This is a genomic window from Emticicia sp. TH156, from assembly GCF_002855535.1.
GTDB lineage: Bacteria > Bacteroidota > Bacteroidia > Cytophagales > Spirosomataceae > Emticicia > Emticicia fluvialis.
The window spans coordinates 586068-600994 of record NZ_PKRS01000001.1 but is presented as its reverse complement, the minus strand read 5'-3'; the positions used below and the strand labels follow the sequence as shown (position 1 = coordinate 600994).

General features: G+C 41.1%; 13 protein-coding genes. 9 read left to right on the top strand and 4 right to left on the bottom strand.

Features of this window, described 5'->3' with window-relative positions; translation table 11 throughout:
* Window positions 1-127 precede the first annotated feature (127 nt).
* The 6 genes from C0V77_RS02615 (at window position 128) to C0V77_RS02590 (ending at window position 6394) form a co-directional block, all read left to right on the top strand.
* On the top strand, window positions 128-973 hold the full coding sequence (locus C0V77_RS02615) for a DUF2911 domain-containing protein (RefSeq protein ID WP_101724743.1): 846 nt from the start codon (window positions 128-130) through the stop codon (window positions 971-973).
* A 56-nt stretch (window positions 974-1029) separates the two neighbouring features.
* Window positions 1030-2103 (top strand): peptide chain release factor 1, encoded by a 1074-nt coding sequence (gene prfA / locus C0V77_RS02610; protein ID WP_101724742.1) that lies wholly within the window; start codon window positions 1030-1032, stop codon window positions 2101-2103.
* Window positions 2104-2213: 110 nt separating this feature from the next.
* Window positions 2214-2798, top strand: a complete 585-nt coding sequence (gene rdgB / locus C0V77_RS02605) for an RdgB/HAM1 family non-canonical purine NTP pyrophosphatase (protein ID WP_101724741.1) — start codon at window positions 2214-2216, stop codon at window positions 2796-2798.
* Between the two features lie 251 nt (window positions 2799-3049).
* Window positions 3050-3895, top strand: coding sequence for an AraC family transcriptional regulator (locus tag C0V77_RS02600; RefSeq protein ID WP_101724740.1), 846 nt, complete (start codon window positions 3050-3052; stop codon window positions 3893-3895).
* Window positions 3892-5382: an ATP-binding cassette domain-containing protein gene (locus C0V77_RS02595; protein WP_101724739.1), complete on the top strand. Its 1491-nt coding sequence runs from the start codon at window positions 3892-3894 to the stop codon at window positions 5380-5382. Before C0V77_RS02600 ends, C0V77_RS02595 begins: the two co-directional genes overlap by 4 nt.
* A gap of 166 nt (window positions 5383-5548) precedes the next feature.
* Entirely contained in the window at window positions 5549-6394 is an 846-nt protein-coding gene (locus C0V77_RS02590) for a cytochrome c family protein (RefSeq protein ID WP_158237871.1), read from the top strand.
* A 31-nt stretch (window positions 6395-6425) separates the two neighbouring features.
* Here the strand turns inward: C0V77_RS02590 and C0V77_RS02585 are convergent, their stop codons facing one another.
* Window positions 6426-7928 (bottom strand): hypothetical protein, encoded by a 1503-nt coding sequence (locus tag C0V77_RS02585; RefSeq protein ID WP_101724737.1) that lies wholly within the window; start codon window positions 7926-7928, stop codon window positions 6426-6428.
* 47 nt (window positions 7929-7975) lie between these two features.
* Window positions 7976-8542 carry an RNA polymerase sigma factor gene (locus C0V77_RS02580; protein WP_101724736.1) on the bottom strand — a complete coding sequence of 189 codons (567 nt, stop codon included), beginning with the start codon at window positions 8540-8542 and terminating at the stop codon, window positions 7976-7978.
* 277 nt (window positions 8543-8819) lie between these two features.
* Between C0V77_RS02580 and C0V77_RS02575 the strand changes: the two genes are divergently transcribed.
* Entirely contained in the window at window positions 8820-9728 is a 909-nt protein-coding gene (locus C0V77_RS02575; protein ID WP_101724735.1) for a DUF72 domain-containing protein, read from the top strand.
* Window positions 9729-9950: 222 nt separating this feature from the next.
* Window positions 9951-10532 (top strand): TIGR00730 family Rossman fold protein, encoded by a 582-nt coding sequence (locus tag C0V77_RS02565; RefSeq protein WP_101724733.1) that lies wholly within the window; start codon window positions 9951-9953, stop codon window positions 10530-10532.
* On the opposite strand, the gene C0V77_RS02560 is transcribed toward C0V77_RS02565, so the two are convergent.
* Together C0V77_RS02560 and C0V77_RS02555 are read right to left on the bottom strand one after the other, a co-directional pair.
* Window positions 10529-11896 (bottom strand): M56 family metallopeptidase, encoded by a 1368-nt coding sequence (locus C0V77_RS02560; protein ID WP_101724732.1) that lies wholly within the window; start codon window positions 11894-11896, stop codon window positions 10529-10531. The genes C0V77_RS02565 and C0V77_RS02560 overlap by 4 nt on opposite strands.
* Entirely contained in the window at window positions 11893-12267 is a 375-nt protein-coding gene (locus tag C0V77_RS02555) for a BlaI/MecI/CopY family transcriptional regulator (protein ID WP_101724731.1), read from the bottom strand. Before C0V77_RS02555 ends, C0V77_RS02560 begins: the two co-directional genes overlap by 4 nt.
* A gap of 284 nt (window positions 12268-12551) precedes the next feature.
* Between C0V77_RS02555 and C0V77_RS02550 the strand changes: the two genes are divergently transcribed.
* Window positions 12552-14912 (top strand): TonB-dependent receptor, encoded by a 2361-nt coding sequence (locus tag C0V77_RS02550; protein WP_101724730.1) that lies wholly within the window; start codon window positions 12552-12554, stop codon window positions 14910-14912.
* Window positions 14913-14927: the final 15 nt, after the last annotated feature.

Below are 14927 nucleotides of genomic sequence, written 5' to 3'. Positions count from 1 at the left end.
ATTTATTTTGATAATATGAGTGTTGTACCCTCATTATTTGGTAGTAGTACTAAAAAACTATTCAAAAAGCACATTGCAAAGGAAGATAAATCTTAACTTCGCACTCTAATATCAGATACAAAAGACAATGAAACATTTTAACTTAAAGCTATTCATTATTTTCATAGCTGTTTCTATTTCAGGCTTTGCACAAATCAATACACCACCAGCCAGCCCTTCGGCAACCATTACGCAGGGGGTGGGTCTTACCAAAGTAACGATAGATTACAGCCGCCCGTCGGTAAAGGGACGTAAAATATTTGGCGATTTAGTGCCATTTGGTAAAGTCTGGAGAACCGGTGCAAACAAAATTACTTCTATTAAGTTTGATGATGAGGTAATAGTAAACGGAAGCCCTATCAAGGCGGGTAGTTATGGATTGTATACCATACCAAACGCCACAGAATGGACTGTCATTCTGAATACTGACGACAAGCAGTGGGGCTCTTATGGCTACGATGAAAAAAAAGACGTGTATCGTTTTAAAGTAAAACCGGCAAAGACTAAGTTTTTTGTAGAGCAGATGGCCATTGAAATAGAGGGCAAAAACCCTACTACTGCCCATATTGTAATTAAATGGGAAAACACCGAGGCCAGATTTAAAGTTGAGCAAGAGGTTGATGCCAGAATTATGGCTGAAATAGCAGAAAAGACATCAAAACCAGACGTAAGCATTGATACCTATTTTGCAGCCGCAGACTATTACTATCAGAAAGGTGTTTATTTAGATAAGGCTTTGGTTTGGGCCAATAAAGTAATTGAACAAAATAAAGAATACTGGGCGTATCAGCTGGTGGCTCGTGTAGCTGCAAAACAAGGTAATTGTGCAGTAGCACTGCCAAATGCCGAGAAATCGATGGAGTTGGCAAAGAAAGCCGGGGATGACGCTTACATTAAGTTGAATCAGGCTGTTTTTGCACAATGCAAAAAATAATTTCAGGCCGAAAGGCAATGCTCAGCAATAGAGTTTTATAATAGTGTAATAAACGTATGTTAGAACAGTTAGAGGCCATAAAAGAAAGGTTTGAAGAGGTATCTCAACAGATTACGATGCCCGAGGTGGTGTCCGACATGGCAAAATTTAAGCGTCTGAGCAAAGAGTATAAAGACCTGGAGAAGATTGTCAGTCAGTTTAATGCCTATAAGAATATCTTGTCTAATATTGACGGCGCAAAAGACATTATTGCCAACGAAAAAGACGAAGAAATGCGCGATATGGCAAAAGAGGAACTGGATATTCTATTGCCACAAAGAGAAGAGGCAGAGGCTATTCTGAAAGAAATGCTGATACCCAAAGACCCGAACGACAGCAAGAACGTGATTCTTGAAATACGTGCGGGTACCGGTGGCGATGAAGCCTCTATTTTTGCCGGCGACCTATTCAGAATGTATCAACGCTATATTGAACGCCAGGAAGGCTGGACGATGACTCTGCTAGACCATAATGAGGGCACGGCAGGAGGGTATAAAGAGATTATATTACAGGTTGAAGGCGAAGACGTATACGGTAAACTGAAATTTGAGTCAGGAGTACATCGGGTACAGCGTGTGCCTGCCACTGAGTCGCAGGGGCGTGTGCACACGTCTGCGGCTTCTGTTGCGGCTATGCCAGAGGCCGACGAAGTTGATATACAGCTGAACATGAATGATATACGAATCGATACCTTTAACTCTTCAGGCGCTGGCGGGCAGTCGGTAAATACCACTTATTCTGCCGTGCGGATGACCCACATTCCTTCGGGCATTGTGGTGTCTTGTCAGGACGAGCGATCACAGATAAAGAACCGCGAAAAGGCGCTTTCGGTGTTACGTTCCAGACTTTACGAAATGGAACTGGCCAAGCACAACGCCGCCATAGCAGATGCCCGCAAGTCTTTAGTAGGTACCGGCGACCGTTCAGATAAGATACGTACCTATAATTATCCGCAAAGCCGTGTTACAGATCATAGAATCGGTTATACAGTCTATAACCTGCCCAGTGTGATGGACGGCGAGATAGACGGTTTTATTGAACAACTCCGGATTGCAGACAACGCAGAAAAAATGAAAGAAGGCTACGCTTAAAGAAAACCAGGAGCGGAACAAAGTTAATGATATCAAAGTATTGCATCTGCTTTGTTCCGCTCTCCGTTTTGGTATTCATCCAATTGATACATTTTCCTTTCTTTATAACTATGATACTTTGTCTCGCAACTAACAATCAGCATAAAGTAGAAGAATTACAGGCCATGCTAGGTAGCAGGTATGAGCTGAAGACGCTGGCTGATATCGGCTGCTCCGATGAGATTCCTGAAACAGAAAATACTTTTCAGGGTAATTCGCGTCAGAAAGCATTATTTATCAGAGAAAGGTTTGGTGTTAACTGTATCGCCGATGACTCCGGACTGGAAGTTGAGGCTTTAAACGGAGAACCGGGTGTGTTTTCGGCCCGCTATGCCGGAGAACACGGCAATCATGCCAGAAATAATGAGCTTCTTCTGAAAAATCTGGAGGGCATAACCAATCGGGCTGCTCAGTTCAGATGTGTAATTACCCTCATTCTGGGCGATGACTTCCACCAGTTTGATGGCATTATTCGCGGCACCATTGCTCAGGAGCCTAAAGGCATCAAGGGGTTTGGATACGACCCTCTGTTTATTCCGGAAGGCTACAATCAGAGTTTTGCAGAAATGACACCCGAACAAAAGAATCCAATCAGTCATCGCGGTTTGGCTGTGGCAAAGCTGATAGAATTTTTAGAGGCATTACCAGTACTTTAGAGCTATAAATTGAGTTTTAGAGGGCATTGATTATGCAAGGTGTACCCTAAAACAAAAAAAGCGAAGCATAGGCTTCGCTGATTTAATTATCATAGGTAAAGTATATTTGTCTGTAGAAAGGCAAATGCCCTGAGGCATTACAGGTACAAAATTGGGCTATTTTTCTGCAATAAACTATTCCATCATTATCAAATACTTGTACTTTATTAACATATTATATAATTTTGTTTTACTTATAATGATAATAAAGTATGAAAGTTGAATACGAGAAAATCTCTCCTGATACGGGCAGCTCTTTCCGTTTCATTCATTGGAAATCACAAAATGATCGCTTTTTCTGGCATTATCATCCCGAATATGAAATAGTGTTTGTTCGTAAGGGTTCAGGAAAACTGCATATCGGGAACCACCTTACCAACTACAAGGAGGGAGAACTCGTATTCATAGGGCCTAACTTACCCCATACCGGCTTTGGCTATGGTGTAATAGGGCAGCATGAAGAAATTGTGGTGCAACTAAGGGCTGACTTTCTGGGTGAACGATTTATGGAAACCCCCGAAATGCAACAGATAAAGGTTTTGTTTGAGAGAGCCCGCCAGGGACTTTCGTTTCATGGCAAAGCCCAGAAACAGGTAGCTGCCAAACTACAACGAATGCTCCATTTATCTCATTTTGACAGGCTGGTTGAGCTATTGAACATTTTTCAGGTATTGGCCACTACTACCGAGTATTCTTTGCTTAATTCATCTGATCTCTCGTTCGACTTCAGCCATAAAGATGAAGACCGGATTAACAAGGTATATGAATTTGTAGCGCATAACTACCAACAGCCCATTGATATACAAGCCGTTGCCGATTTAATCAGCCTTACTGTGCCTTCATTTTGCAGGTATTTTAAGAAAATTACGCATATTACCTATACTGATTTCGTAAACGAATACAGGGTTAATCAGGCCTGCAGGTTGCTGATTCTGAATTATTCTATTGCTGATATCTGCTTTGAAGTCGGCTTCAATAATATTTCTCATTTCAATAAAACGTTTAAACAGCTGAAGGGTAAAAGCCCTCGTGAATACAGACTGACACTCGCAAAATGATTCAACTAGATAAAGTATTTATACAGAAGGGAGACCGGATGGTATTGCATGATATCAGCTGGCGGGTGGCAGCAAATGAAAACTGGGTAATTGCAGGCGGAAACGGTGCCGGTAAAAGCACCCTGCTGGAAGTGCTGGCCGGAAAGGTTTTCCCCTTCAAAGGCCATGCAGTTATACCACATTATTCTAACATTGCCTTTGTGGCCAGAGATTACAGCTTTAACCGTATTGTGCAGTCGGCTACACTTTATTATCAGCAAAGATTTAACTCAATTGATGCTGAAATTGCCCCAACGGTAATCGAGATTCTCCAGAACAGAATCAAGCCGGTAGGAACCGTCAACGAGGCGTCGGTACAGTTACCCCCGCCAGAGTTTACTTATGAAGAAATCACTCATACGGCTGGCCTTTTAAATATCAACCATCTGCTCAACCGTAGCATTGCTACGTTGTCAAATGGTGAAACCCGCAGAACGCTTATTGTATTAGCCTTATTAAAAAAACCGCAGTACCTGGTTTTAGATAACCCATTTGTAGGGCTGGATATTGAAAGCCGTAAAATACTACATGAGGTACTGAACCAGATAGCGCAAACGGGTATTCAGCTAATTCTGGTTAGTTCTGCCAAAGAAATACCCGATTGCATAACCCATCTGCTTGAATTGAACGAAGGCACAATAGTGCGTTCGCAAAAAAGGCCTTTCGTTTTTCAGGCTGCGGGTAAAGGCTCTGGTCAGCTATTGTACCCGGCCATGTTGGAAAAGCTCAAACAGCACCCGCCCGAAAGTAACTTTGAATACGCAGTGAATATGCGCAACATTACAGTTGTCTATAAAGAAAAGTGCGTTGTAGATAATGTAAGCTGGAAAGTAAAAAAGGGCGATAAATGGGCTTTAATGGGCCATAACGGCTCTGGTAAAAGCACTTTGCTTAGCCTGATTACGGCTGATAATCCGCAAGGATACCAGAACGATTATGATTTGTTCGACATAAAACGCGGGTCAGGAGAGAGTATCTGGGATATCAAGAAACGAATAGGCTACGTTTCGCCAGAGCTGCATCTGTATTTTAATCGCCATGCCGAGGTCTGGAAAGCAGTAGCTTCCGGGTTGTTTGATTCGGCAGGCCTGTTTAAAAAGTTAAGCCCTGAAGAACAAACCTTGGTAGAAGAATACATGGTGTTGCTTCAAATTCAACATCTGGCACACAGGAAGATAACGCAGCTTTCATCAGGCGAGCAGCGTCAGGTATTTCTGGCCAGAGCCCTGGTTAAAAACCCGTCGTTATTATTGCTGGACGAACCCTGCCAGGGCCTTGATTATAATCACATGGTGGGTTTCCGCGACATGGTGAATGAACTGGTACAGGAGCTTGATAAAACCCTTATTTATGTAACACATTATACAGACGAGGTTCCGGCCTGTGTAGATAAGGTGATCAGACTTGACAACGGAAAAGCCGTAGAAATAGGCGCCGTAAAATTCTAAAGGCATTTTCTATAAAGATTACCTGCCCAGTGTTAATAGTTGATTTTTGTGGGATACCGTGAACGATTCATTAACGTGAAATCGTTCAAAAAAAAGTCGGATTAGATTTTAAGCCCCCATTAATTTGGGGTAATTTTAAACCACAATACCAACCATTATGCGGCCAATGAAAAAGATTCTACTGTTTCTGTCAATACCTGTAATTTATCTTTCCTGCAATCATTCTCCCTCTTCCGGTGCAGACTCCCTGCAGGTAGCTAAGCCTGAACCGGTTTTGTTGAGCTCAACAGACTCGATTTCTGTTGATTTGGTAGAGCTTAAAGAAAAAGGCCTTCTTGAAAATACCCGGCTGATTACGCTTAGTAAAGACCCGGTTTATAGGAAGAAAAAAAAGTATAACGCAATAGCGCTCAAAGATATATTAGAGAAGTATTCGTCGGCAAAAAAACAAAATGCAGCAGAAACAAAGGTTGTTTTTGAATGCGAAGACGGATACAAACCTGAAATGTCTCTTGAAAAGCTATTGGCGTCAAAGGCGTATCTGGCAGTGAGCGATGCAGACGCGCCTGAAGACAAAGAATGGGAGCCGCTGGAAGAAAAAGGAAGAGAAATAAAAATAGCCCCTTTTTATGTGATCTATGAGGGCGTAGCGGGTGATGACGTAAATTACAAATGGCCCTATAATCTGGTAAAGATTCATCTGGCGCCATTGCATGAAAACGATGCCGTTCTTGTACCCAGGTCAGAATCAGCTATGGCCGGGTATGTGCTGTTCAAGAACCGTTGCCAGACGTGCCACAGCATTAACAAAATAGGCGGTAAAATGGGGCCTGAGCTGAATTTTCCGAAAAATGTGACTGAATACTGGAAAATCGAAGACCTGAAAGCTTTTATTCAGAATCCGGAGGCCTATCGCAATGATGTTAAAATGCCTAATTTAGGAATAAAACCGAAAGAAGCAGAAGAAATTATCAGATACCTGGAGTACATGCGTAAGAATAAAATCAACTAAGGCTGAAACGCAAGGGGCGTTCAGGCTTTTTTTAAAATCTGTAATTAAAGCCATAGTTGATGCCAAACATCTGCATTTGCATATTGATATTAACGGCGCTTGTCATGCCAGAAAACAGCGCTCTCTGATACGACGTACCAATATTAGCCTGCCAGTGTCTGTTAAGCATATAGCTGGCTCTTACACCACCCAGCCCGCTGAAATTAACAGGTTTATAAATGTTATTTTCGCTATTAATAGTGTTTTTTCCCCTTACCAGCCCTTTGTCTGTAAAAATACTGTTCTGCAAGAAGATGTCTGTTGAAAACCCGGCAAGCAGGTTAAGGCTCATCTTTTTGGTAAGCCCAACTTCATAGGCCATTTGCATGGGTATCATCAGGTACTCATATCTGTTGCCAAACTGAGAGGCATCGGCCACAACTGTATTGCTGTTTTTAACCTGAGAGTAGCTCTGCGCCGAATTTTGCAACAAATAATTGCCCAGAAAAGTATTTACATATCCGTTATTCTGAAACGCATAAGTATTGGTTTCAAGGGTTGAGTTTCCTCTTAAATACCTAACACCGCTTTCTATATGCCATTTTTTAGAAACCCTGACGCCAAAGGCTATACCACTGTTAATGGCAACGCCGGTTTTTACGTCATTCCGGGGTCTTGAAACAGACAAAGAACCTTTATCGTTCGGAGAATTGTTGGCGTTGGTCAACTGGGCATAGTCGCTTGCTGCACTGTAAGCCATTGAATTCAAATTACCCAGTTTCATGTTTGGGTCAAAAGGCGCAACCCCTGATTGCAGCCCAACCCAGAACTTTGATTCATTGGCAGCCAGAGCAGTATTAGATGATTCTTCATCGATTTCGGCATCAAAAGCCAGTTTATTCCTCTTCATGGTGTATCTGCTGCCAAAATAACTATACTTTTTGCTGTCCAGCTTTTCAAGGATACCCAAATTATGGGCGCTGGCCAGTATTGGTTCTGAGGTAACTGCTTCTGAGTTTCCGTTAGTGTTAAGGGCTAATCCTGCAACGCCCGATTTGCCAGCTCCGGCCGTTGGACGTAAATTAACTGCAAGAGAAGTCTCAGGTAGTTTACTTGCAGGAATATTATTACTAGCAGCAATGGTAATTCTGGAATTTTTTAAATCAGGAGTCCCGGTTCCGCTTGTTTTACTTTCTTTTGTTGCTATTAATGATGGGCTATTTGTGGTGGCTTTGCCGGTAGGTGATCCACCAAGTGGTTTTTCCGGCATGGTTTCAGACGCATTTTGGTCTTTTACAATTCTATCGTTAGTTTGGGCAATATCAGCTTTGGGGGTCTCATTAAAGAATAGAATACCTCCCAACACTAAAGCTACTGCGGCTGCCAGCCCTGTAGCCAATAGTGACGGTTTAAGGAAAAATAAAAACGGACGCTTCTTCTTCTTATCCAGCTCTGACTCAATGCGTCCCCACAATTCCTCAGAAGGAGTCATTGTGGCGTTTTCAAACGCTTTTCTCCATTCTTCTTCAAAATTGTTTTGTTCTTCAACTTTCATTTTTTTATATCACGTAACTATCGTGTCCGTGTTGTAAGTGTTTACAGTTAAATTTTACTGACAGGAGCTTTACTATCTGTCTTTTTGGTGCCTGCTCCAAGTTTCAGTTGTAATAAACTCCTGGCTCTTGAATATTGAGACTTAGAGGTCCCCTCTGATATACCCAGCAGAGCGGCTATTTCATTATGCTGATACCCTTCAATAGCATACAGGTTAAAGATGGTTCTGCAACCGTCAGGCAGGCTGTTTACCATTTCCATCAGCTGAGAAAACTGAAAGTTCGAAAGCGTAAAATCGCTGTCTTCAATTTTGTCACTCACCAGTTCACTGTCTGTATGCTGCATCCAGTTGGGTTGATTCTGCAATTCTTTCAGAGCAGTATTAACCACAATTTTTCTTAACCAGGCCTCAAGCGGGCAATCGAACCGAAAAGTAGGCAGCTTCTGATAAATTTTCATGAACGAATCCTGCAGTACATCTTCGGCATCGGGCTTATTTTTCATGTACCGCATGGCCGTGACAAGTAACTTAGACGCAAACATCTCATAGAGTTGTCGCTGCGCCACTCGTTCTTGCCGAATACAAGCCTGCACTAAATCATATTCGCGGTGCATGAAAAGGGTAAGTTTTTATCCAAACAGTCTGGACAGAAAAGGGTTTTTAATTATAAGATTACTTTTTGTACCAATTGGTTGGAATATCCTGAATTTATTTACTGATGTATTTACAAAATTAGGCCTTAAAAGTTTCAAAAAATAATGTTTAAATGATTGAACATGCCAACTAAATGATGAATGGTAATTTTGTAATTGAATTTTAAGGATAATTGCCACCGGTTATTGTATATTTTGGGGGCACACATTTTATTACATTAAAACAAGCAGTTTTAAGATGACTTTCGGAAAGCTAGAGGATTTGTCAGACGTTGATTTTACGCTGCCTGACGATAATCCGTTAACAACAAATGTGATATCGGCAAGAGACAACGCAATGCCATTACAGGTTTGTATTGGCCTGCCCATTTGGGCAGACAAGACCTGGAAAGGCAAGTTGTATCCACAAAACGTAAAAGATAGTGAGTTTCTGTATTATTATGCCCGGCAATTTAATTGTATAGAATTGAATCAGTCGCTCTACAAAATGCCAGATGTAAAAACCATGCGTGAATGGAAAGACAGTTGTCCAGACGGATTTAAATTTTTTCCGAAGTTTCATCAGAGTATCAGTCATGAAAGAAAACTTATAGGTGCTGCCGAACCCACAGCACAGTTTTGTGAGGCCGTGCTGTCTCTGGGCAATTCATTGGGGAGGGTATTCCTGCAGCTCTCACCGGCATACCAACCGGGTCAGCTAAAAAATCTGGAAAAATATCTTAAGTCTTTACCTCCTGAATTGCCTGTTTCGGTAGAGTTACGGCATGAGCAATGGTTTGCCGATGCGGGTATCTGGCAAGAAACCTGCTCGATGCTACATTCATTGGGTGTAGGAACGGTCATTTCAGATGTGGCAGGCAGAAGAGACGTACTACACATGACCCTTACTTCTAACCATCTGATGCTTCGTTTTATGGGAAATGATTTACACCCCACCGATTATACAAGAGCAGATGCATGGTGCGATAGAATAGTTGGCTGGATTAACCTGGGGTTGAAAAACATTTATGTTTTCATACACTGCCACAATAACTCTTTTGCACCCGAACTGGCGCTTTACTGGATAAAAAAACTCAATGATTCGGGTAATTTACGTATACAGGAACCCACACTGAGGCCACAGAGTGTTCAGGGGAGCCTATTCTGAAAAAAATCTTGCATTATTACTATTAAATCTATATATTGCACAAAGTTTCGCTAAAATTGTAATCTGAATTTATGTATATACGTACATGATACAAGCAAGAAAAGCCATTGAAAATCAAAGATTTTTTTTCCTGACAAATTTAGCGAACAAATAAGCCCAACAACTTGTTGGGTTTTATTTTTTATTAGCTTTACGCATCGTAAAAGTATTTCTTCAAAATCAATGAAAAGCATTTTAGTTTATTGCGGCGCAAACGAGGGAAATAAACCCATATACAAAGAAAAGGCCCGTGCTTTGGGTAATATTTTAGTTAAAAAAAATATCAGGTTGATATATGGTGGTGGTAGTGTAGGCCTGATGGGTGTTGTGGCTGACACCATGCTGGAAGCAGGTGGGTATGTAAGTGGTGTCATTCCTGATTTTCTGATAAGAATGGAGGTAGGGCATAAGGGTTTAACGGAATTGCACACGGTTGAATCAATGCATGAGCGCAAAGCGCTGATGGAAAAGCTGACCGATGGGATTATGGCCATACCCGGCGGTTTTGGTACTTTTGACGAACTATTTGAGATATTAACCTGGGCGCAACTGGGTTTGCATGAAAAACCCATCGGCATTTTAAATGTCAATGGGTTTTATGATTACCTGCTGAAGCAGATTGATGTAATGGTAGAAGAAGGATTCCTGAAACCGGAAAACCGAAGCTTGCTGCTGGTGTCTGACGATATCGACGATTTACTGCAACAAATGGAAAACTTTAAGCCTTTGCCAACCAAAAAGTGGCTTAAGAGAGGCGATACTTAATTGCCTGCCTTTTTCTCAGGTAAATCTATAATTAGCATAGGTGAGTCTTTTACATGTTTCAGGTAAACGTTCTCATAGTAATCGTTTGTCATCAGATCTATCTGGTAATAATGCTTGCCATAGTTAATTGCATTTTTGGCTAGTTTACTAGTAAAGTAATTAGCTATGTCGCTGGCTTTATATTTTGATAGTTGGCTATTGGCAATTCTTTTATTGTTTAGCCAGACGCCATACATTTTAGAATCTTCCCATTTTTTCATTTGCGCTGTAGTTGGTACTTCTTTTTCAAAATACAGAACTTTCATTGGCATTTTTTTCTCTTCTTCTGTTAGTTCACTGGGTTTTTTGCGTATCGGAAATGTATTTTTCTGGAGAATTAAAATAGTTGCGTTCTGATAATTGACATCATCTTTGGTAAGCACGTGGGGTTTCAGGCTAATTTCAATTGGTGGTGGGTTAAGCTTTAAATTTACTGGTTTTTGGGCTGTCAATTGAATGTTGGCGAGACAAATAGCCAATGCAATGAATAGTGGAGCGCAGATAGCTTTTTTAATAAAAGCAGTTGCATCTGATGTGATTTTGGTCATCATAATAAAACGTTTTTTAGTTATTTGAAAGTTTAAGTTGCTTGTTAAAGATATGCCTGTGGCCTGAGTGGCTTTGCTGAGCAATAAGTACTGATAAGATGTGATATTTTTGTGATGGGTATTAACGGCCTCGTCTGCCAGAAACTCATGGTTTAATTGAATGGCCTGCTTAAAAAGAGATAGCATAGGGTTAAACCAGCAAACAACGCGGAGCATTTCTAAAACTAGTACATCAAAAGAATGCTTCTGCCGCACATGCGCCAGTTCGTGGCTGAGTAATTCGGGTTCGATATTACCATTTACATAATCTACTTTACTGAGAAATATAAAATTAAGAAACGTATAGGGGAGGATGGCTTTTTCCAGTAGTATTAATGTTGCACCCTGGTAACTGATGCTTTCGTTTTTCTGTACCTTTTTGTAAATACAAAATAAATTGTAAATAAACCGGGTAAATAGTATGACAGAAATCAGGCAGCTTAGTAAAATGCCGTATTTTGTCCATGAAGTATCCTGATGGGCTGAGATTTCCTGCACTGGTTTGATAGTATTTAAAATAGATGGCCGGGCATCTAAGGTTCTGGATATTGCTGCTATTTTACTTTCAGCTGAAGGGGCAATCTCGATGTTTACCAGAGGCGCAATAATTGCAAAAACCAGACTGGCCAGCAAATAAAACCGGTTAAAACGGTGAATTTTCTCGGCCTCTAATAGTAATTTGTAAATGCCCCACAGTATGGCCAGGCACATGGTAGATTTAAAAAGATAGAGTATCATTGTTCTTTCTTTTTTTGAATTTCTTTTTCGATAATGGCTTTCAGTTCGTCTAATTCTTTGCCTGATAGATTGGTTTCTGTTGTAAAAAACGAAGCAAACTGAGAAGCAGAGTTATTAAAGAATGTCTTGATTAACCCATTTACATGCTGGGTGAAATATTGATTTTTATCAATTAACGGATAATATTCTCTCGAATTTCCATATTCTTTGTACGCAACAAAGCCTTTTTCTGTCATCCGTTTCAAGAGGGTTGCGATAGTGGTGGCAGCAGGTTTAGGCTCCGGATAAGCCTCAAGCAAATCTTTCATAAAGGCTTTTTGGGCCGTCCATAAATGGTGCATCAGTGTTTCTTCGGCTGGCGATAGCTTCATGTTCTACATTATTAGAGAATGTTCTACAAATGTAGAATTAAAAAATGAAAACAACAAATTTTTATAACTATTTTATTAGTTATGTTTTTGGTTAGCCTGATTTTGGCTGCTAAGCGCTTCTACGACAAAAGATTATACGTTCATCATTGAAAACTTCTGGTTTATCAATTAAAACTTTCTATAGGGTGCTATCGTTAATAGCTTTGCAGCCAACTTAGTTTTGTTTTATAATTTTTGCGTAAATCATTTACTACTAACGGTAATTGCTTGAAAAAATCCAATTTATGAAAAAAATACTCTTATTTGTTTTGAGTTTGTTTTATTTTGCCAACCTACATGCCCAGGAGAAATTCACTATTAGCGGCTATATAAAAGATGCCTCAAACGGCGAAGGCCTTATTGGTGTTTCAGTATATGTTCAGGAAATAAAATCTGGTACCCAAACCAATGCCTATGGTTTTTATTCTTTAACACTGCCCAAAGGGAAGTATAACATAATACTTACCTATGTGGGTTATGAAAAAATAACCAGAGCCATTGATATGGAAACTCAGGATCTGAAACTGGATATTGAAATGAAAGATGATTCGAAAGTGCTGCAAGAGGTGGTTGTTACCACCAAAAAAGCCGACGAAAACGTTAAAAGTCTTGAGATGTCGGTTAATAAAGTGGATATCAAGACTATCCAGAAAATGCCGGCTTTACTGGGCGAGGTAGACATCATTAAAAGTATTCAGTATCTGCCCGGTGTAACTTCTGTGGGCGAAGGCACCTCCGGGTTTAATGTTCGTGGCGGGGGTATTGACCAGAATCTGGTTTTGCTTGATGAAGCTCCCGTATATAACTCATCGCACTTGTTTGGATTCTTTTCTGTATTTAACCCTGATGCAGTAAAAGATGTTAAATTAATTAAGGGAGGGATACCTGCACAATACGGAGGCAGGGTTTCATCAATTCTTGATGTTAGAATGAAAGAAGGAAATGCCAAAAAACCACAGTTTTCAGGCGGGATAGGCAGTATATTTTCAAGATTCACCTATGAGCGGCCCCTTTTTAAGGATAAAGGGTCATTTATAGTGGCTCTTCGCCGCTCTTATATTGATATTCTGGCCAAGCCTTTTCTGAAAGATGATTTGAAGGGTTCCCGCTTCTATTTCTACGACTTCACGGCTAAAGGTAATGTGCGGCTGAACGACAAGAACACCATTTTTCTATCTGGCTATTTTGGCAGAGATACTTTCGGGGCCGACTTTGGCTTCAACTGGGGCAATGCCACCACCAGTTTCAGGTGGAATCACGTATTCAATAATAAGTTGTTCCTGAACAATACTGTTTTTTACAGTAACTACGACTACTCGCTGCAGTCTGACTTGAAAAAGAAAAATACTCAGGATGCTTTCCGCTGGAAATCCAATATTATTACCTACAGTATCAAGCCTGATTTTACTTATTACCCCAATGCCAACAATACCATTACTTTCGGTGGGCAGCTGACTTATTATTCATTCAATCCTGGGCAGGCAGTAGCCATTTCAGGAGGTGTTGAAAGGGCTATTGGTCTGGACGATAAATTTGCCACCGAATCGGCCTTGTATGTGGGTAATGAACAAAAAGCCAATTCAAAAATTTCATTCCAGTACGGGCTCAGGTATTCGTTATATAATTACATAGGTAAAGGCACAGCTGTTGAACTGGGGCAGGCGCCTGCCCCCGGCGAACGCCGCCCGGTGGTAAGCAGCAAAACCTATAGCCGCGGCGAATCTATACAGAAATACGGCAACTTTGAGCCCCGTTTTGCCGCTAACTTCAGTTTAGGAGAAAACAATTCAATTAAACTGAGTTATAACCGTCTGGTGCAGTATCTGCACTTGCTGTCAAACACAACAGCTTCTTCGCCGCTGGATGTTTGGACACCGAGCAGCAACAATATTAAACCGCAAATTGCTGATCAGGTGGCATTGGGTTATTTTCAGAACCTGGCCGACAATATGTATGAAGCGTCGGTAGAGGTATATTACAAAAAACTATATAACCAGATAGATTATGTGCGCAATGCCGACTTATTGCTGAACCCCAGTGTAGAGGCAGATTTGTTATTTGGCGATGGAAGAGCCTATGGTGCCGAGTTTTATGCTAAAAAAACCAGAGGCAAATTAAACGGATGGATTAGCTATACACTGGCAAGAACAGAAAGGAAGATTCCGGGTTTAAATCAGGATGCGTGGTTCCCGAGCAGAATTGATAAATTGCATAATCTGGCCATTGTGGGTATTTATGACCTGAACAGTAGATGGTCGTTTTCAACCAATTTTACCTTCAGTACCGGTACGCCGGCCAGTTTCCCGACCAACAAGTTTGTTTGGCAAGACATAGCACTGCCGCATAACTATTACGACAGCCGCAATTCGTACCGGATTCCGGCCTCTCACCGGCTTGATATTTCGGCTACCCGCCAAAACAAACACGCTTTCTTTAAGAAAGGCACAAGCGAGTGGGTGTTCTCTGTTTATAATGTTTATAATCGTCGAAATCCGTTCTCGGTGTTTGTTCGTCAGAACGAAAACAACCAGACCCAGACAGAAGCTGTACGTTATGCCGTTTTCGGAACGGTGATTCCGGCGGTAACTTACAATTTTAAATTCTGATAAATCCGACACTGA

Bases quoted from the DNA above. Each gene is read 5' to 3' on its own strand.
- C0V77_RS02615 (WP_101724743.1), top strand. From the start codon at position 128: ATGAAACATTTTAACTTAAAGCTATTCATTATTTTCATAGCTGTTTCT.
- prfA (WP_101724742.1), top strand. From the start codon at position 1,030: ATGTTAGAACAGTTAGAGGCCATAAAAGAAAGGTTTGAAGAGGTATCT.
- rdgB (WP_101724741.1), top strand. From the start codon at position 2,214: ATGATACTTTGTCTCGCAACTAACAATCAGCATAAAGTAGAAGAATTA.
- C0V77_RS02600 (WP_101724740.1), top strand. From the start codon at position 3,050: ATGAAAGTTGAATACGAGAAAATCTCTCCTGATACGGGCAGCTCTTTC.
- C0V77_RS02595 (WP_101724739.1), top strand. From the start codon at position 3,892: ATGATTCAACTAGATAAAGTATTTATACAGAAGGGAGACCGGATGGTA.
- C0V77_RS02590 (WP_158237871.1), top strand. From the start codon at position 5,549: ATGAAAAAGATTCTACTGTTTCTGTCAATACCTGTAATTTATCTTTCC.
- C0V77_RS02585 (WP_101724737.1), bottom strand. From the start codon at position 7,928: ATGAAAGTTGAAGAACAAAACAATTTTGAAGAAGAATGGAGAAAAGCG.
- C0V77_RS02580 (WP_101724736.1), bottom strand. From the start codon at position 8,542: ATGCACCGCGAATATGATTTAGTGCAGGCTTGTATTCGGCAAGAACGA.
- C0V77_RS02575 (WP_101724735.1), top strand. From the start codon at position 8,820: ATGACTTTCGGAAAGCTAGAGGATTTGTCAGACGTTGATTTTACGCTG.
- C0V77_RS02565 (WP_101724733.1), top strand. From the start codon at position 9,951: ATGAAAAGCATTTTAGTTTATTGCGGCGCAAACGAGGGAAATAAACCC.
- C0V77_RS02560 (WP_101724732.1), bottom strand. From the start codon at position 11,896: ATGATACTCTATCTTTTTAAATCTACCATGTGCCTGGCCATACTGTGG.
- C0V77_RS02555 (WP_101724731.1), bottom strand. From the start codon at position 12,267: ATGAAGCTATCGCCAGCCGAAGAAACACTGATGCACCATTTATGGACG.
- C0V77_RS02550 (WP_101724730.1), top strand. From the start codon at position 12,552: ATGAAAAAAATACTCTTATTTGTTTTGAGTTTGTTTTATTTTGCCAAC.